This is a genomic window from Mesorhizobium sp. M0715, assembly GCF_040320355.1.
In the GTDB taxonomy this organism is placed as follows: Bacteria; Pseudomonadota; Alphaproteobacteria; order Rhizobiales; family Rhizobiaceae; genus Mesorhizobium.
Genome location: NZ_JAMYPL010000002.1, coordinates 81,676 through 98,340 on the forward strand (window position 1 = coordinate 81,676; position 16,665 = coordinate 98,340).

A 16,665-nucleotide genomic window follows, 5' to 3' on the forward strand; every position below is an offset into this window, starting at 1 on the left:
CGCCAATGAGGCTGAGCGTCATCATGCCGGTCTACAATCGCGAACAGTTCGTTGGCCTGGCGCTGCGCTCGCTGCTCAGGCAGCGCGAAGACATCGATCTCGACATCATCGTCATCGACGATGGGTCGACCGATGGCTCTGCGGCCGTCGTGCGGTCGTTGATCGACGAGGCCCCGTGCATTCGTCTTTTCCAGCAGGTCAATGGCGGGGTCACCAAGGCGCGCAATGCCGGGCTGAAGCAGTTGCTGCCGCAGACCGGCCTGGTGTCGTTTCTCGATTCGGACGACATCTCCCCGACAGGGCGCTTCAAGGCGGATCTCGCCTGCTTCGAAGAGGATCCGGGCCTCGACCTGACCTATTCGCGCATGACGCTGATAGACAAGATAGATGGAGAGACGCTGGAACCGGCCGCCGACAGCCACTCCATAACCGTGCGAGGGATCCACCTGTCCGCCGGGATCTTTGCGCGAGACCTCATCGAGCGCACCGGTGGTTTCGACGAGGATTTCAAACAGGCCGAGGACACCGACTATCTGTTGCGTATCTTTGAGAGCCAGGCAAAATACGTTATGCCCGATACGGTGGCTCTCTATTACAGGCGTCATCCCGGCAACATGACCAAGGAAGCCGATGTGCCCTTTCGCGAGTTCATGCGCGCCATTCACAAGTCGATGAAGCGTCGCAAGGCCGATCCCAGCTTGCGCCGGGTGGAGGGGATCTTCGACTTCAAGGATCTCGCGCAGTGGCGGTTCCTTTGATGGCAGGCTACGGCGTCGTCATTCCGGCTTTCAACGCGGCCGCCACCATAGGCGCGGCCCTGAACTCCGTTCTGGCCCAGACGGCAAAGGCGGAGGCCATCGTCGTGGTCGATGACGGTTCAACCGACGATACGGCTGCGGTGATCGATGCGATGAACCTGCCGGTGACGGTGCTGCGACAGGACAATGCCGGACCTGGCAGCGCAACGACCCGTGGCATTGCGGCACTCTCGACGCCGCTCATCGCGACGCTCGATGCCGACGATTTGTGGCTGCCGGACAAGGTCGAAAAGCAGCTGGCCTATCTCGGCCGTCATCCCGGGACAGCGGGCGTCTTTACGCATTGGCGGACGTTTCGCGGCGACAGCCCCGATTTGCCCGATGCGACCAGTGGAGCTGGCTGGTCGCGCACGACGATGATGATCCGCCAGGAGGTGGTGCCGCGCATCGGTCCCATCCTCGACCCACCAGGCGGTCGCGGCGAGATGATCGACTGGATCGCCCGGGTTCGTGAGGCAGGCCTTGCCCTTGCCATGCTCGACGACGTGCTTGCATTGCGCCGCATCCGTCCGGGCAGCCTTTCCTACGGCCGCGATCCGGCACGCGACCGGGGCTATCTCCAGGTCGCAAGGCTCGCCATGCAGCGGCGAGCCCGGAACAAGGCAGGCTCCAATTGAACGCCAGGCCCGTTCGCCGCATCGGCCGCCGCTTCCCGGACTATGGCTGGTCGTGGCCCACCGGCCAGCTGGACCTGTTGCTAAAGGCGGCGCTGCTCTCCGACGAGGACGCAGCCGCCGGCTGCGCCGCGCGCTGGCTGGACGAGAACGACATCGATCTCGTCTCGTTTCGAGAACATCGCCTGCTCGCCGCCATCTCCGACAGGTTCGGCAGGAAGCTGGCCGGGCATACCGCGCACCCGCGCCTCGTCGGCCTGCAGAAGATGCTGTGGACGAAGTCGCGCATGGCGATGCGCGAGGCCGAACCGGCGCTGAAGGCGATGGCAGACGGCGGCGCCGACATCATGCTGATAAAGGGCGCCAGCCGCATTGCCTTGAACGCGTCGGCGCAGCGTGGCCGGGTGGCGCACGACATCGACATACTGGTGCGCCCGCGCGACATGGCTGCCGTCTTCGACATCTTGCGCGATCGCGACTGGCAGATCGCCTCGGGCGTCAGCGCGCAATATCTGCGAACCCGGTTGGCGTCGCTGCGGTCGATGAACTTCTTCAAGGGCCGTTTCGGTGACATCGACCTGCACCAGCTCGGCTATGACGGGTCGCAGACGAGCGCGGAAGACGACCTGGCGATCTGGCAACGGGCGGTCCCAGCCGAATTCAGCGGCGTCGCGGTCTTCGTGCCGTCGCCGGCCGATCGCATGGCCCTGGCCATCGCCCATGGCGGCCTCGACGCCCACACCCACAGCGACTGGCTTGTCGACTGCGCGGTCGCCATCCATGGCGAAGAGGTCGATTGGGACATGTTCCTCGACATCGTCGGCAGACGCGGCCTGGCGGTTCCAGCGGCGGTGGCGCTATCCTATCTGGCGTTCGAGATCGGCATTCCGGTGCCGGAATCGACAATGGTCAGAATCTTAGAGATGGCCGACGGAGCTGGCTTGTCGCGTTGGTCGTCGGTTCTGCAAGCCAAGCCGCGCACGGATTTCGGCGGCCTGGTCTGGCTGTCGCGCGGGCTTGCCAAGCAGTTGCGCCTGAAGCGGAAGAAGGGCCGGTTGCAACAGGAGCCACCCGCCAAACCTTGGCGCGGCAGACCGGCCGCGCGCAAGCCGCAAGCAGCATCGGCGCCTCTGATGTTTTCGCAGGCCATCGCCTGTCCGCAAACCACCGGCGACATGATGCTCGATATCACCGTCAGGATCGGCGTTCCGCCGGTCCGGCGCCGCATCGAAATGGAGATCAATGACGGTGGCGAGCATATCGCTCGCCTGCGCGCCATGGCCATCAGCCGATCCGGCAGGGAACGCGTGCTGCATTTTCGCGGCAAGGTGACGCTCGACGGCGCGCGAGCTGCCTGGACGCTAGAGGCGCGACCGTCGCGGCAGTTTCGTGAATGGAACGACGCGGCCACGGTGGCTGCTTATGGCGCCTTACCCTTCGAGCTGCTGTCGGCGGATTTCTCGCCGGTTGGCTAACGGCGAATCCGACGAACCTTTCTCGAAAGGCGGCGTCGGTTCACACTCCGTAGCGTTCGGTGCGAATGATTTCGGCTGCAACGCCGGCATCGATCAGTGCCTGGGCGGCCGCGGAAACGAAGGCGTTGGAGCCGCAGACGAAGGCGATGCCAGGCGGCTCCGGCAGCCGCGTCATGGCTTGCACCATCATCGCGACGTCCACCCGCCGCGCATAGTCGGCTGGACGGCGTGCAGCTTCGCGGGTCAGTGTCAGCACCAGGGCGAAGCCGTCCTGGCGCTCGTCGAGAACGATTAGCTCGTCACGAAAGATCACTTCGTCCCAGACCCGGACCGAAAAGACCAGGACGACAGGCACCGCTGAATTACGTGCGGCGCGGTGGCGGAGCATCGACATCAAGGGCACGACGCCCGAACCGCCGCCGACCAGAACAAGCGGCCCACTCTCATCCTCGGGCCAGACGAAATGCCCGCCAAGCGGCCCGCGCAGTTCGATTTCATCGCCCACTGCCGCGACCTCGTGGAAGAAGGGCGAGACCTCGCCATCGTCGAGTTTTTCGATCGCCAGTTCAATTACGCCATGCGTTTCGGGCGCGGAGGCGATGGAATAGGAGCGGCGCGCCTGATAGCCGTCCGGCGCCGTTAGCCTGACGTCGACATGCTGCCCTGCGCGATAGGCGAAGGGCCGAGACGGCTGGAAAAAGAAGCTGGCGACACGCGGCGTGCGCTTTTCGATGCGGACGATGCTGGCTGTTTGCCAGGGCGACTGCACTGCTGCCGCATCGCTCATGGATCATCCGTGTAGCGCTGCTCGCGCCATGGGTCGCCATAGATGTGGTAGCCGCGTAATTCCCAGAAACCGGGCTCGTCGCGCGAAGTGAATTGCAGGCCGTTCAACCATTTGGCCGATTTCCAGAAATAAAGATGCGGCACCAGCAGCCTTGCCGGGCCGCCATGGTCCGGTGTGATCGGCTTGCCTTCATAGAGCAGCGCCACCATGGCCTTGCCGGCGGTGAGATCCGTGACCGGTACGTTGGTGGTGTAACCGTCGAACGCGTGCGCCAGCGTGAAACCGGTCGGCGGCTCGACACCCGCATCGGCAAGGATATCGTCGACCAGCACGCCCTGCCACGGCGTGTCGAACTTGGTCCATGCTGTCACGCAATGGATATCGCGTGTCATCTTGGTCAACGGCAGCGCGTTGAACTCGGCCCAGTTCCATTTCTTGATCGGGCGTGGCCCATGTTTCAGCGTGAAAGACCAATCCTCGGTACGCACGCGCGGCGTCGGACCGGCCGACAGCACCGGAAAACCCTGTTCCAGATATTGGCCCGGCGGGATGCGGGCATCGCCATCGGTTGGCGGGCGCCGTCCTGAAGAGAAACCTCGGGTGACCATAGCGGCAATCCCCATGCAATCAGGCCACTATCGGCCTGACGCAATGTTCTCGAAGATGTCGTGACGGGCAACCGAAATCTTGACGGGCGGAGACCAGCGGGATCGTCACCGATGGACCTGCCGCTCCGCGTGCACGTCAACGCCATTTCTCAGCCATTGGCGAAAGGCACCGCGATGTACATTTGAGCGTCGCCACGCTCGACCAGCAACAGCACCGATTTCCTGCCGGACTTGCCGGCCAAGGCGATCGCCTGGGTTACCTGCCTGGCATTCTTGACCGGCACCTGATTGACGGCAACGATGATGTCGCCGGCCTGTATTCCGGAAGCGGCGGCCGCTTTGTCGGGGTTGACGCTGGCAACCACCGCGCCGTGCTGCTTGCCGGCAAGGTTCATCTGCTGGCGAATGTCGGGTGTTATATCCATCAAGCCGAGCCCTATCGCCGGAGCGCGCCCGGCGCTCGGCGCGTCGGACCCGTCGTCCAGCGACGCGGTCTTCGCATCGGCGCTGTTTTGGCCGACATCGACGGAAATCCGAATCGGCTTGCCTTTGCGCCAGACATCGACCGTTTCCCGGGCGCCCGGCGCGACATCGGCGACCGCCCGCGACAGGTCCTTGGGATCCTTCACGTCCTGCCCGGCAAAGCTGGTGATGACGTCACCCGTCTCGATGCCGGCCTTGGCCGCCGGCGAACCGTCGTTGACCTCTGAGACCAGTGCGCCGCCGGAATGGTCGAGCCCGATGGCGCTCGCGACATCCGGCGTCACCTCCTGGATCTGAACGCCGATATAGCCGTACTGGATAGAGCCGCCCTTCATCAGCTTGGCGACCACCTTCTGGGCCTGGCCCGACGGAATGGCAAAACCGACGCCGACGCTGCCGCCATTGGGTGAATAGATCGCCGTGTTGATGCCGACGACATTGCCGGCGACATCCACCAGCGGGCCGCCGGAATTGCCGTGGTTGATCGGCGCGTCGATCTGGATGAAATCGTCGAAAGGCCCACTATGCAGGTCGCGGCCGCGCGCCGAGACGATGCCTGCCGTGACGGTCGTGCCGATGCCGAACGGGTTGCCGAAGGCCAGCACCTGGTCGCCTGGCATGAGCTTGTCGGAATCGCCCCATTTGACTGTCGGCAGGGGTTTGTCCGACTTGATCTTGAGTACGGCGAGATCGTTCTTGGCATCGCGGCCGACAAGCTTGGCCGGAAGTTCGGTGCCGTCATCGAGCGTAACCTTGATCGAAGAGGCGCCATCGATGACGTGATTGTTGGTGACGATGGTACCATCCGCGCCGACGATGAAGCCGGAACCCAGCGCCTCGGCGCGCTGCGGTTGCTGTTGTGGCGGCGTCTTGGGCGTCGGCATGCCCTGGTCACCGAAGAACTGGCGGAAATAGTCATCGAAAGGCGAGCCGCCGTCGAAAGGAGAGGCATCGCTCATCGTTTCAGGCTGTGCCCTCATGACGGTGGTGACCGTCACCACCGCCGGCTTGTCGGCGGCAACGATGGGTGCGAACGAGCCATTGGGCGCGGTGATGCCGGCGACAGGCGTCTGGGTCGTCGGAATAGTGTTGCCCTCGCCTTGGGCAAAAGACATGACGAAGGGGGATATGATCAGCGCAGCGCCCAGCAAGGCCGCGACGCGATGCCTACGAAGGATATCTGACATGGTCGTTTGTCCGGGCGAGAGTTGATCCAGCGCCGTGGCCTCTCCCGTGCGGGGAAAATCGGTCATCGGCGTGTCGAGGTCGCAATTGCCCGTCTCGCCTACATGGCAGCCAACCGGATCGACGGCCTTGCATCTAGGGCGCGGATTCGCCCGATTTAGGGTTTTAGGGCGACCTTACGAAGATTTAATATCCGCACGGCGGCAGCGTCGCAAAGTCGTCGGGCCCCGCCTTGCTGCCTCGCTGGAGCCTCAGCCACCGGCGGTTCGCTCGAGATAGGCCGTGGCAATCTCGCGCATGCGCTTGCCGTCGAAGCTCGGTCCGTGTCCTCCGTGACCGATGCGGATCGGCAAGTCGAGCAGGCGCTGCATCGTGCTGACATAGGCGGCTCGGTCGGAATCCGGCAGGTCGTCGATCAGCATGGCGTCGTAGATGGCATCGCCGCTGAAGAACAGGCCGTCGACCTCGTCGAACAGCGCGATCGAATCCGGTGAATGGCCCGGCAAATGCAGCACGCGAAATTGCCAGTCGCCAAGATCGACGACATCGCCCTCGTCCAGGGTTCGCGTCAAGGGCGCGGGCGGGATCCTGTAGTCGGCCGACTTCCATCCGGGCGCCGGCAGTTTCGAGACGGCATCCTCGAGGTCATGAAACATGTAGGCGTAGGTCGCCGCCTCATCCATGCTCTCGAATTGTTCCGCGCTTATCCTTGGCCCGGCCCGCAACGGGAATTCATGCAGCGAGCCGACATGGTCGAGATGGATGTGGGTGGCGACGACCAGCAGCGGCTTGCCGTCCGCCGTCTCGATCTGCGGCGCCAGCGGACAGATGCCCATGCCGGTGTCGACCAGCAGGTCGGCATCGCGACCGCGCAGATGCCAGATATTGGCCCGAACATAGGCATGCACGAAGGGCTCGGTCAGCATCGTCGTCTTGTCGTCGACGACGCTCCTGCTGAACCAGCCTGGCATCAAGTGTGAGCCCGGCATCAGACGAAGGGCTTCCCGACCTTGTACTTTTCCGGCACCAGTCGCTTGAGATAGGCCATGCCGGCATCCGACAGCTGATTGACATCGGGCTTCATGAAATCGTCCGGCATGTGGCGTGTCTTGCCGGCGACGTTCTTGAGCGGCACCTTCTTCAGCACCGTTCTGGTGCCGTCATATTGCAGCGCCACCGAGCCGCCGCCCTGTTCGGCGACAGAGACGGCGAAGGCGCCGGCATCGAAGGCCTCCTGCGCATCGACCGCGCTGATGGCGCCGATATAGCCGCGCGGCATGTAGCCGAGGGCGTCGACGCGAGCACGCTTGCCAGGCAGGCCCTCGGCCAGCGCGCGCTCGAGTGCGGCCGGCAGGTCGCTGCCCGACAGCTTGACGTTGCCATGCGCGTCGCGCTCAAGCTTGTCCGGCGGGACCAGGCTTTCGACCAGCGCCTTGCCGTCGGCGGTGCTGACGCCTTCCGACACAGCGACGATGCAGCGCTTGTGGCGGTCGAGCGTGGCACGCACGTCGTTGATGAAGCCGGCGGCCGAGAATGGGCGCTCGGGAACATAGACGAGGTGCGGGCCGCTATCGGGGTCGAGCTGCCAGGCGGCCGCGGCCGCGGTCAGGAAGCCGGCATGCCGACCCATGACAATGCCGACATAGATGCCGGGCAGCGCGCGAAAATCGAGATCGACGGAGAGGAAGGCGCCGGCGACGAACTCGGCCGCCGAAATGAAGCCCGGCGTGTGGTCGTTTTCCTCGAGGTCATTGTCGATGGTCTTCGGCGCATGGACGAAGGCAATTGAGCCGCCTGCGGCATCGGTTAGAATCTGCTGGGTGCCCGACGTATCGTTACCGCCGATATAGATGAAGGCGTCGGCGCCGGCCTTCTTCAACCCGTTGAGGATGACGTCGCAATAGGCGGCATCCGGCTTGTCGCGGGTCGAGCCAAGGGCCGCACTTGGCGTGCCGGCAATCAGCCGCAGACGATCCTCAGGAATCGCGGAGAGGTCGACATAGTTGCCGTCACGGATGCCGCGCACGCCGTGGATGGAACCGAGGACCTTGGCGCCGGGATGCCGCTTGCGGATCTCCAGCGTCGCCCCGACCACGGTCTGGTTGATGACGGCGGTTGGGCCGCCGCCCTGCGCGATGACAAACGTTCCAGCCATGCTTGATTTCTCCCGGCGCGATGGTTTTCAAAGCACCTTGGCCTGTCTTGCCGCATCGCGCAACGGGAGTTTCGAGCGGCGCCAACACGCCGCATAAGGGTCAGACGACGACGACCGGGTTCTTCTTGGAGACGCGGCTGTAGAGGTCGATGATGTCCTGGTTGATCAGGCGCACGCAGCCTGACGACATGGCCTGGCCGATGCTCGCCCATTCAGGCGAGCCGTGGATGCGATAGCCGGTGTCCTTGCCGTCCTGGTAGATGTAGAGGGCACGCGCGCCGAGCGGGTTGGTGAGGCCGCCGGGCTGGCCGGCCTGCCATTTCACCAGTTCCGGCTTGCGCGCGATCATCTCGGGCGGCGGCGTCCAGGTCGGCCATTCCCTGCCGTATTGGATGTTGGCGCGGCCGGACCAGCGGAAGCCGTCCTTGCCGATGCCGACGCCGTAGCGAATGGCGTCGCCACCCGGCTGGACGAGATAGAGCATGCGCTCCTGCAGATGGACGACGATGGTGCCGGGCGCCTCGCCTGTCGTGTCGACGACGATCTGGCGGCGGAATTCCGGCTTGACCTTCAGATACGGCACTTCCGGCACGTTGAAGCCGCCGTCGGTCAGCCCGGCATACATGACGCCGGGGCTGGTGATGTTCTTGTCGACACTGATGCTTGGCCGGATCGGCCGCACGGAGCCCGTGGTGACGTCGTCGAGCTCGAGCGCCGGCAAACCCCCGCCCGAGGTCGAGCAACCGGCGGCGCTCAGCAGCGCCAGCGCGCCAGCCCCGGACAGGATGGCGCGGCGGGAGAGATGATGATCGGTTTCGATTGCGTCGCCGTTTCGCGGCGGCGTCAGACCTTGCGGCAACATACGCATATACCCAGACCCTACGCTGTCGGCGGGAAGCACGGTCCGGCCGGATAGCGGGCATTTTCATCATTCATGGTTGATAAAGCGTGAAGACCTTGCACAGCCTGCATTTGCGCATGGCCCGGCGGGCGCTCGACCTTCCTGCTGACCCTTGACTGCGAACTGCCGCACAAAAAGACCTCGGTCGGGTCATAATCCCGGCACTGGTGTTTCCTACTTCTCAAGCGATCAGCGAGGGGCCTCCATGTGCAAGACCTTAAAAACCGACATCAAGCTTTTTGCCGCTGCCATTGTCGCGGCGGCAACGGTTCTCGGCGCAAACGTCAGCCTGGCCGATATCGTGAGCACGCTGAGCGGCGCGAACTGACATCGATCTGCCGCTGGCGCAGTTAGGGAAATCGCCTCTTTACATTCTCCCGGGCCTCAGGATTTATCCTCTTCTTTAAGCTCAAAGGAGATGAGCATGTCCTTCGAAAACTGGGCCGCCTTCGCTGCCGCATCGACGATCCTTCTCATCATTCCGGGTCCGACCATCCTTCTCGTCGTGTCCTACGCGCTGGGCCAGGGCTGGCGCACCGCCTTGCCGATGGCGATCGGCGTGGCGCTGGGCGACTTCACGGCGATGACCTTGTCGATGCTGGGTATCGGCGCGCTGCTGGCGGCTTCGGCGACCGTCTTCACCATCCTGAAGCTGATCGGCGCCGGCTATCTGATCTATCTCGGCGTGAAACTGTTTCGCGCAGGCGGCGCGCTGAAAGCCGAACCGCGCACCGACGCGGTCTCCTCGGCCAAGATGATGGCACACGCCTGGCTGGTTACCGCGCTCAATCCGAAAAGCATCACCTTCTTCGTCGCCTTCCTGCCGCAGTTCCTCGACCGGCACGCCGATTTCTGGACGCAGATGCTGATCTTCGAGACGACCTTCCTGGCGCTCGCCTTCGCCAATGCTTTCGGCTATGCGCTGATCGCCTCACGCGCACGCAACGTGGTGCGCAATCCCAAGGCGATCCGCATCTTCAACCGCACCGGCGGCACGCTGCTGGTTGGCGCCGGCATCGCCACGGTGGCGATGCGTTCCAGCAATTAGGCTCTCTGTCTGACCGTGACCCCGAAACTGTTTTTCGGGGTCATGACCGGCCTTACCATTTGACGCTGAACCCCAGATTGCCTTCGAGGATCCGACGCTCGTCGCCGCCGAGATTGGTGGTGTAGTCGCCGGTGGCGAAGATGCTGACCTTGTCCGTCACCTTGGCGATCACACCGCCACCGAATTCGAACGAGGTCGATCTGCCCTCGGTGGAGATATCGGTGGTGTCGAAATTGACATGGCTCGTGCCGCCGAAATCGTGCCAGATGTTGGCCTTGAGGTACGGCTGCAGCGCCATGCCATTGATCGTTGTTTCGCCTTGCAGCCGTGCGCCGAGCCGGCCGGTCACGCTGCCGTCCGTATCAAAGGAAACCGAAGCAAAGCGGTCCGACGCATCGTCGAGCGACAGTTGCTGCCAGACCAGTTGCGCCTGCGGTTCAAGCGTCCAGCCTTGCCCCAGCGCGATGGGATAGCCGCCTTCCAGCGAAGCGGTGATGCCGGTCCCGCCGACATCGATGCCGATGTCGCGCGACGATGTTGCGTTTCCGCCGAAGAAGGTGGCCATGAGGACGCCGTCCAGGTACCAGCCACCCTGACCGATCCGGGTCCAGTAGCCGCCGACGCTGGTGCCGTTGATATCCATGCTGCCGACGGACAGATTGTCCCAGCCCAGCGCCTGGCCGCGCACGTCGCCATTCATGCTGGCATAGGCGACGAACAGGCCGGCGCGATCGGTCTGGCCCGACGCGGTTTCGCGGCCGAACAGATCGAAGCCCGCCTGAAGGCCGAACAGGGTGCCGTCGAAGGACGGCGATACCGTTCCTGAATACGCCATCTTGCTGTCCTGACCGAAGATGCGGCCCCAGACCGGCGACAGCTCGGTGTTCGACAACAGGCTCTGCTCGCCGCGCCGTTCGTGGAAGGTGCCGAGCGTCGTCATCGCCAGATGTTCGGCGACCGGCGGCAAGGCCGAATAGACCGGAACCTCGATGCGATAGAGCAGGATCTCCTCGCCCGCCGCTGGTGTCGGTAGGTCGGGCACCTCCGTTGGCACCACCGGCGGCGGCGGGGGCGGATCTGCCACTGGTGCCGGCGGTGGTGCCGGTGGTGTCGCGGGCGGCGGATCGGTCGGCACGACCGGCGGCGCCGGATCAACCGGATCGGGGTCGCCGGGGGTGGATTCCGGCGGCGGCGGCGGCGCAGGGTCGATGGGCGGCGGCGGCGGCGGTTCGGCCGCCGGCGGCTCAGGTTCCGGCGGCGGAGCAGGTTCCAGCACCGGCGGGGCTGCGGCCGGCGGGGCCGGCGTGTTCAGCGTCGAGCGCAGGTACCAGTTCTCCTCGCTGCCGGCGCTGACGCCGCCCTTGAACAGGTAATATTCGAAGGCACCGGCGGCGACCGGGGCGTCGAGCGCAAATGTCGTGGCGCCCGAGGTGGCGCCGTTGATTGCCTGGACGACCATGATGCCGTCCTGCGTGGTCGCAGCCCCCGCGCCGCCGAGATTGACCACGGAGATGCCGGCCGAACCGGAAGCCGTTCCGCTCGACAGGACCAACTTGTCGGATGCGGAGGAATCGTCACCGAGCTCGGTCTGGATAAGCAGCAGGCCACCCAGGCCGACATAATTGCCCGAAATCGTCAGGCTGTCGGTGGCACCGGTGCTGCCATTGGTCAGGTCGATGCGTCCGGCATTGGTGACCTGCGCCAACTGACCCGCCGTAAACGCCTGGATCGCCGCGTTGAAACCGCCGCCATAGAGCGTGCTTGCGGCATCGACACTGAGCGAACCTGTGCCGGTGCCGCTGTCGCCGAGCACCAGATTGCCGTCGAGCGTCAGCTCGGTGTCATTGGTGGCGTCGATGCTTTCCCAGTTCTGGAGCCGGCTGATCCCATCTAGTTTGACGTTGTCCAGGGTGAGCGCGTCGGTGCCGAGACCACCCGATATGGTATTCGTGGCACCGAGATTGGCGTTGGTGAGGTTGCTGAGTTCGGCGGTGTCGTTGTCGCCGCCGAGATCGACGGAACCATAGATGATGCCGCCACCGTTCCAGACGAAACTGTCGGCGCCAAAGCTCATCAGTATATCGCCACCGACCGTACCGCCGGTGACCGTGACGCTGTCGTTGCCGCCGCTGACGCTGATGTTGCCGCCGATGGTGCCGCCCGACAGGATGATCGTGTCCTTGTCGAAGCCGGTGACGAGGTTGCGGTCGATGGTGCCGCCGGACATGTTGAAGTAATTCTGATCGAGCTTCATGTTGACGCGGCCGATACGGCCACCGGTCATCACGGCACGGTCGCCGTCGTCGAAGAAATCGACGATGCGCCCGCCGGTCATGGTGAAGGTGTCCAGGCCGTCGCCCTGGTTGAGCGAACCGATCTGGCCGCCGCTCATGTTGAAGTCGTCGATGCCGGCGCCCTGCTGGACATTGCCGGCGACGGTACCCGCGCCGATGGTGAAAAAATCGGTGCCGCCGCCCTGATCGACGGTGCCGGTGATGGCGCCTGACTGCATATCGATGCGGTCCGTGCCGACACCAAAGGTGACATTGCCTGATATCTGCCCGGTGCCCCCGGCGGGAAAATTGAGCGTGTTGTCGCCATCGGGATCGGCGAGGCTGCCGCCTGAATCGCCGCTGTCGCAGGTGTAAACGGTGTTTCCGGCGGATGGACCCAGCACGCATGCGGCAAACGCGGCGGAGTTGGGCAGCAACGCAAAAGCCGTAGTTGAGAGGATGCTAATAAGCCACGGGTGTAGCGGATGCGGCTTTCGCCGTAGCGAAGCAACTGCCACCTGCACATCCTCCGAATGACTGTTCGGAAGTGAGTTCTTCATATGCCGCATCGCGTCCCCTCTCGATTCGCGATTTCCAGCCCCCGCCAGTCGCCGTAATGAAGACACAATTCATTCGATTTTACAAAGCCTAATCTGCCCCGCATGGTTGCTAAACTGCAAAGACTACTCAAATGACCTGGCGTAGCGCGCGGTTGGCGTTGCCGTGGCCCATGCTTTAGGATCGGTTTGGGCCGAAGGATCGAGGCCTGTCACGGGTCGATAAAAGGACATCGCATGGCAACCAGGGACGCATTCGGCCTGGCACTTTCGGGCGCCACGGAGGCGGGATTCACCCCCTACAGCCAGGCAGTGCATGAACTGCAGTGCTTCATCGGCGATCCCGTAGCCTCCGTCGACCGCGCCATCGCGGAAGATCCCGGCTTCGTCATGGCGCATGTCTTCAAGGGTTATCTGTTCGGCCTCGCCACCGAGCGGGAGGCGACGGCCGTGGCCAAGGCCTGCCATGAGGCCGCACTGCCGCTTGCCGCGACCACGCGCGAGCGGGCGCATGTCTCGGCCCTCGGGCATCTCGCCAGCGGACGATGGCATCAAGCCAGCCGCATTCTCGAGGACATCACCATCGAGACCCCCCGCGACGGGCTGGCGCTGCAGGTCGGCCACCAGATCGATTTCTTCACCGGCAATGCACGCATGCTGCGCGACCGCATCGCACGGGCCCTGCCGTCATGGCAAAGCTGCATGCCCGGCTACCACGCCATGCTCGGCATGCAGGCCTTCGGGCTGGAGGAAATGGGTGATTATGTCAGGGCCGAGCAGCTTGGCCGCGCGGCAGTCGACATGGAGCCGCGCGACGGCTGGGCACAGCACGCCGTCGCCCACGTCATGGAAATGCAGAGCCGGCAAAGAGATGGCATCGCCTGGATGCAGGCCGACCCGGAAGCGTGGACAAGGGAGAGCTTCCTGCAGGTCCACAATTGGTGGCACCTGGCGCTGTTCCACTATGATCTCGGCGAGACCGACGCGGTGCTGGCCCTCTATGACGGCCCTATCTACAGCGTACAATCGACGATGGCGCTCAACATGGTCGATGCCTCGGCAGTCCTGTGGCGGCTCGCCCTCGGCGGCGTCGACGTCGGCGACCGCTGGGCAGCGCTTGCCGCCAATTGGCGCAAGGCCGGAGCGGGCCTTTATGCCTTCAACGATGCCCACGCGATGATGGCCTTTGTCGGTGCAGGGTTCGATGCGCCGGCCCTCGCTTTGCTCGAGGCGCAGCGCGAGGCCATGCGTGGCAGCGACGACAATGCGGCTTTCACGCGGGATGTCGGCCATCCGCTGACGCTCGCCATCAAGGCATTCGGTGAGGGCAGCTACACCGAGGCCGTGCGCCTGATCCGGCCGATCCGCTCGATCTCCCATCGTTTCGGCGGCAGCCACGCCCAACGCGATGTTATCGACCTGACGCTGATCGAGGCAGCGTTGCGCGCCGGTGAGGGTGCGCTGGCCAGGGCGCTCACGGCGGAGCGTTCGATGGCGCGGCCCGACAGTCCGCTGTCAGCGCTGTTTGTGCGACGCGCCGCCGATTTGTCGGAGAATTGACCCGAAGCGGATCTTGTTTTAAAAACTGGCCAAGCCAGATTTTTTCGAGACCCGAAAAAATTAACTGGCGTGGGAGGAAGACATGTATCTGGGCCTCGATCTCGGGACATCGGGCGTCAAGGCGCTGCTGATCGATGCCGGGCAAACCGTCATCGGTTCCGGCCACGGTTCGCTTGATGTTTCACGACCGCATCCCGGCTGGTCGGAACAGAATCCCGAGCACTGGGTCCGGGCCTGCGAAGACGCAATCGCCGAGCTCAAATCGTCCCATCCGCATGAACTCGCGGCAGTCAAGGGCATTGGCCTGTCCGGGCAGATGCATGGCGCCACGCTGCTCGACGCCGCCGACAAGGTGCTGCGTCCCTGCATCCTGTGGAACGACACGCGCAGCCATGCCGAGGCGGCCGTGCTCGACGCCGATCCGCGCTTCCGCGCCCTGACCGGCAACATCGTCTTTCCCGGTTTCACCGCGCCGAAACTTGCCTGGGTGAAGAACAACGAACCCGCTGTCTTCGCCAAGGTCGCAAAAGTGCTGCTGCCCAAGGATTTCCTGCGGCTCTGGCTGAGCGGCGAACACATTTCGGAAATGTCGGATTCTGCCGGCACGTCCTGGCTCGATGTCGGCAAGCGGCGCTGGAGTGCGGACCTGCTCGCGGCGACATCGCTCGACCAGAGGCAGATGCCGTCGCTGGTTGAGGGTACGCACAAGGCAAGCGCACTGCGCAGCGAATTGGCATCGAAATGGGGCGTCCAGGCCGGCATTCCGATCGCCGGCGGCGCCGGCGACAATGCGGCCTCGGCCTGCGGCATGGGCACGGTCGGCGCCGGCCACGCTTTCGTCTCGCTCGGCACATCGGGCGTGCTGTTTGCCGCCAACGCTTCCTACCTGCCCAACCCGGCTAGCGCGGTTCACACCTTCTGCCACGCCCTGCCGAACACCTGGCACCAGATGGGGGTCATCCTGTCGGCGACGGATTCGCTCAACTGGCTGTCGGAAATCACCGGGAAGAGCGCCGGCGAATTGACCGCTGAGCTCGGCGACACATTGAAGGCGCCCAGCGGCGTGTCCTTCCTGCCTTATCTCTCGGGTGAGCGCACGCCCTACAATGATGCCGCCATTCGCGGAGCATTTGCCGGGCTGGCGCATGAATCGAGCCGTGCCGTGCTGACCCAGGCCGTGCTGGAGGGTGTGGCCTTTGCCTTCCGCGACAGCCTCGAAGCCCTGGCCACGGCCGGCACGAGCTTGACGCGGGTGACGGCGATCGGCGGCGGCTCGCGCTCGCACTACTGGTTGAAGGCGATTGCCACCGCGCTTCAACGGCCTGTCGACATTCCCGCCGACGGCGATTTCGGCGCCGCCTTTGGCGCCGCACGGCTCGGCCTGATTGCTGCGACGGGTGCCGATCCGCTGGCTGTGTGCACGGCGCCCAGGACGGATGCTACCGTTGAACCGGACGCTGCGCTCGCTGGGGCGTATGCGGATGCATATCAGCGCTACCGGTCGCTGTACCCGGCAATTAAGAGCGTGACCGCGTGAGTGAGCGCGAGGCACCCCCCTCTGCCCTGCCGGGCATCTCCCCCGCAGGGGGGGAGATTAGCAGCGTTGGCGGGTATGCCAGTCCTGCAAGGTGGGTGATTGGCGAAGGCGCGGATGCCAACCAATCTCCCCCCTTGCGGGGGAGATGGCCGGTAGGCCAGAGGGGGGCGCTTCACGCCCGCCTCCCCCAGAAGTCCTTACTGCGCAGGCACCTTGTCGAGAAAGCCGGTGACGCTCCTCAGGCGGCCGTTCTCGATGATTCCGATGTCGGTACCTTCGATCACCGAAGGCGTCCCCTCAGGTCCGAGGTTCCACGAGAAGCGGATCTTGTCGGCAAAACCATCCGGCGTGCCCTTCAGCGAGAACCGGAAGCCGGCAAAGCGCTGCTGCACGCCGTCGATCAGAGCCGTGACGCCTTCATGGCCGTCGCCCTGCATGAGCGGATCACGATAGCTGACGTCTTCCGTGAAGGTCGCCTTGAGCAATTCGGCCCGGCGGCCGGCATCGCTTTCGTTCCAGGCGGTGATGTAGTTTTCAGCGATCTTGGTGAGGTCGGTCATGGTCTGTCTCCTTCGTTTGGTGGCTTTGACATGACCTTTTTCGACCAGCGCTGGCCTGAAACCAATTACGCCTGAGGTAATGGCGGCAGAACTTTGTGAGAGGA

15 protein-coding genes are annotated in these 16,665 nt (G+C 64.3%); 7 read left to right on the forward strand and 8 right to left on the reverse strand.

The window, feature by feature from the left end; genetic code table 11:
* The first annotated feature begins 5 nt into the window (after positions 1 to 5).
* The 3 genes from NKI21_RS02260 to NKI21_RS02270 are packed head-to-tail and all read left to right on the forward strand — an operon-like array spanning position 6 to position 2,907.
* Positions 6 to 758, forward strand: a complete 753-nt coding sequence (locus tag NKI21_RS02260; RefSeq protein WP_128302759.1) for a glycosyltransferase family 2 protein — start codon at positions 6 to 8, stop codon at positions 756 to 758.
* A complete protein-coding gene (locus NKI21_RS02265) occupies positions 758 to 1,435 on the forward strand; it encodes a glycosyltransferase family 2 protein (RefSeq protein WP_352440478.1) in 678 nt (225 codons plus the stop codon). Before NKI21_RS02260 ends, NKI21_RS02265 begins: the two co-directional genes overlap by 1 nt.
* Positions 1,432 to 2,907, forward strand: a complete 1,476-nt coding sequence (locus NKI21_RS02270; RefSeq protein WP_352440479.1) for a nucleotidyltransferase family protein — start codon at positions 1,432 to 1,434, stop codon at positions 2,905 to 2,907. The genes NKI21_RS02265 and NKI21_RS02270 overlap by 4 nt, the downstream gene beginning before the upstream one ends.
* 40 nt (positions 2,908 to 2,947) lie before the next feature.
* Here the strand turns inward: NKI21_RS02270 and NKI21_RS02275 are convergent, their stop codons facing one another.
* The 6 genes from NKI21_RS02275 to NKI21_RS02300 all read right to left on the reverse strand — a co-directional run bounded on the left by NKI21_RS02275 (position 2,948) and on the right by NKI21_RS02300 (position 8,993).
* Positions 2,948 to 3,694, reverse strand: coding sequence for an FAD-binding oxidoreductase (locus tag NKI21_RS02275; protein WP_352440480.1), 747 nt, complete (start codon positions 3,692 to 3,694; stop codon positions 2,948 to 2,950).
* Positions 3,691 to 4,302: a sulfite oxidase-like oxidoreductase gene (locus tag NKI21_RS02280; RefSeq protein ID WP_352440481.1), complete on the reverse strand. Its 612-nt coding sequence runs from the start codon at positions 4,300 to 4,302 to the stop codon at positions 3,691 to 3,693. The genes NKI21_RS02275 and NKI21_RS02280 overlap by 4 nt, the downstream gene beginning before the upstream one ends.
* Positions 4,303 to 4,451: 149 nt before the next feature.
* Positions 4,452 to 5,972, reverse strand: coding sequence for a DegQ family serine endoprotease (locus tag NKI21_RS02285; protein WP_352440482.1), 1,521 nt, complete (start codon positions 5,970 to 5,972; stop codon positions 4,452 to 4,454).
* 249 nt (positions 5,973 to 6,221) lie between these two features.
* Positions 6,222 to 6,941, reverse strand: a complete 720-nt coding sequence (locus tag NKI21_RS02290) for an MBL fold metallo-hydrolase (RefSeq protein ID WP_352440660.1) — start codon at positions 6,939 to 6,941, stop codon at positions 6,222 to 6,224.
* Between the two features lie 17 nt (positions 6,942 to 6,958).
* Positions 6,959 to 8,125, reverse strand: a complete 1,167-nt coding sequence (locus NKI21_RS02295) for a diphosphate--fructose-6-phosphate 1-phosphotransferase (RefSeq protein WP_352440483.1) — start codon at positions 8,123 to 8,125, stop codon at positions 6,959 to 6,961.
* A 100-nt stretch (positions 8,126 to 8,225) separates the two neighbouring features.
* Positions 8,226 to 8,993, reverse strand: a complete 768-nt coding sequence (locus tag NKI21_RS02300) for a L,D-transpeptidase (RefSeq protein ID WP_352440484.1) — start codon at positions 8,991 to 8,993, stop codon at positions 8,226 to 8,228.
* 238 nt (positions 8,994 to 9,231) lie between these two features.
* On the opposite strand from NKI21_RS02300, the gene NKI21_RS02305 reads away from it, so the two are divergent.
* Both NKI21_RS02305 and NKI21_RS02310 read left to right on the forward strand, forming a co-directional pair.
* Complete coding sequence (locus NKI21_RS02305) at positions 9,232 to 9,354, forward strand: hypothetical protein (RefSeq protein WP_013528283.1); 123 nt, start codon at positions 9,232 to 9,234, stop codon at positions 9,352 to 9,354.
* Between the two features lie 96 nt (positions 9,355 to 9,450).
* Positions 9,451 to 10,074: a LysE family translocator gene (locus NKI21_RS02310; protein WP_352440485.1), complete on the forward strand. Its 624-nt coding sequence runs from the start codon at positions 9,451 to 9,453 to the stop codon at positions 10,072 to 10,074.
* Between the two features lie 52 nt (positions 10,075 to 10,126).
* Here the strand turns inward: NKI21_RS02310 and NKI21_RS02315 are convergent, their stop codons facing one another.
* Positions 10,127 to 12,916, reverse strand: a complete 2,790-nt coding sequence (locus NKI21_RS02315) for an autotransporter family protein (RefSeq protein WP_352440486.1) — start codon at positions 12,914 to 12,916, stop codon at positions 10,127 to 10,129.
* A 225-nt stretch (positions 12,917 to 13,141) separates the two neighbouring features.
* On the opposite strand from NKI21_RS02315, the gene NKI21_RS02320 reads away from it, so the two are divergent.
* Positions 13,142 to 14,464, forward strand: a complete 1,323-nt coding sequence (locus tag NKI21_RS02320; protein ID WP_352440487.1) for a tetratricopeptide repeat protein — start codon at positions 13,142 to 13,144, stop codon at positions 14,462 to 14,464.
* 82 nt (positions 14,465 to 14,546) lie between these two features.
* Positions 14,547 to 16,001, forward strand: a complete 1,455-nt coding sequence (gene xylB, locus NKI21_RS02325) for a xylulokinase (RefSeq protein WP_352440488.1) — start codon at positions 14,547 to 14,549, stop codon at positions 15,999 to 16,001.
* Between the two features lie 197 nt (positions 16,002 to 16,198).
* Here xylB and NKI21_RS02330 read toward each other — a convergent pair whose 3' ends face one another.
* On the reverse strand, positions 16,199 to 16,561 hold the full coding sequence (locus NKI21_RS02330; RefSeq protein ID WP_023810584.1) for a nuclear transport factor 2 family protein: 363 nt from the start codon (positions 16,559 to 16,561) through the stop codon (positions 16,199 to 16,201).
* Between the last annotated feature and the right edge of the window lie 104 nt (positions 16,562 to 16,665).

Excerpts from the sequence above, each read along its gene's own strand:
- xylB (WP_352440488.1), top strand. The coding sequence starts at position 14,547 with ATGTATCTGGGCCTCGATCTCGGGACATCGGGCGTCAAGGCGCTGCTG.
- NKI21_RS02285 (WP_352440482.1), bottom strand. The coding sequence starts at position 5,972 with ATGTCAGATATCCTTCGTAGGCATCGCGTCGCGGCCTTGCTGGGCGCT.
- NKI21_RS02295 (WP_352440483.1), bottom strand. The coding sequence starts at position 8,125 with ATGGCTGGAACGTTTGTCATCGCGCAGGGCGGCGGCCCAACCGCCGTC.
- NKI21_RS02290 (WP_352440660.1), bottom strand. The coding sequence starts at position 6,941 with ATGCCAGGCTGGTTCAGCAGGAGCGTCGTCGACGACAAGACGACGATG.
- NKI21_RS02265 (WP_352440478.1), top strand. The coding sequence starts at position 758 with ATGGCAGGCTACGGCGTCGTCATTCCGGCTTTCAACGCGGCCGCCACC.
- NKI21_RS02280 (WP_352440481.1), bottom strand. The coding sequence starts at position 4,302 with ATGGTCACCCGAGGTTTCTCTTCAGGACGGCGCCCGCCAACCGATGGC.
- NKI21_RS02275 (WP_352440480.1), bottom strand. The coding sequence starts at position 3,694 with ATGAGCGATGCGGCAGCAGTGCAGTCGCCCTGGCAAACAGCCAGCATC.
- NKI21_RS02310 (WP_352440485.1), top strand. The coding sequence starts at position 9,451 with ATGTCCTTCGAAAACTGGGCCGCCTTCGCTGCCGCATCGACGATCCTT.
- NKI21_RS02320 (WP_352440487.1), top strand. The coding sequence starts at position 13,142 with ATGGCAACCAGGGACGCATTCGGCCTGGCACTTTCGGGCGCCACGGAG.
- NKI21_RS02300 (WP_352440484.1), bottom strand. The coding sequence starts at position 8,993 with ATGCGTATGTTGCCGCAAGGTCTGACGCCGCCGCGAAACGGCGACGCA.
- NKI21_RS02315 (WP_352440486.1), bottom strand. The coding sequence starts at position 12,916 with ATGCGGCATATGAAGAACTCACTTCCGAACAGTCATTCGGAGGATGTG.
- NKI21_RS02330 (WP_023810584.1), bottom strand. The coding sequence starts at position 16,561 with ATGACCGACCTCACCAAGATCGCTGAAAACTACATCACCGCCTGGAAC.
- NKI21_RS02260 (WP_128302759.1), top strand. The coding sequence starts at position 6 with ATGAGGCTGAGCGTCATCATGCCGGTCTACAATCGCGAACAGTTCGTT.
- NKI21_RS02305 (WP_013528283.1), top strand. The coding sequence starts at position 9,232 with ATGTGCAAGACCTTAAAAACCGACATCAAGCTTTTTGCCGCTGCCATT.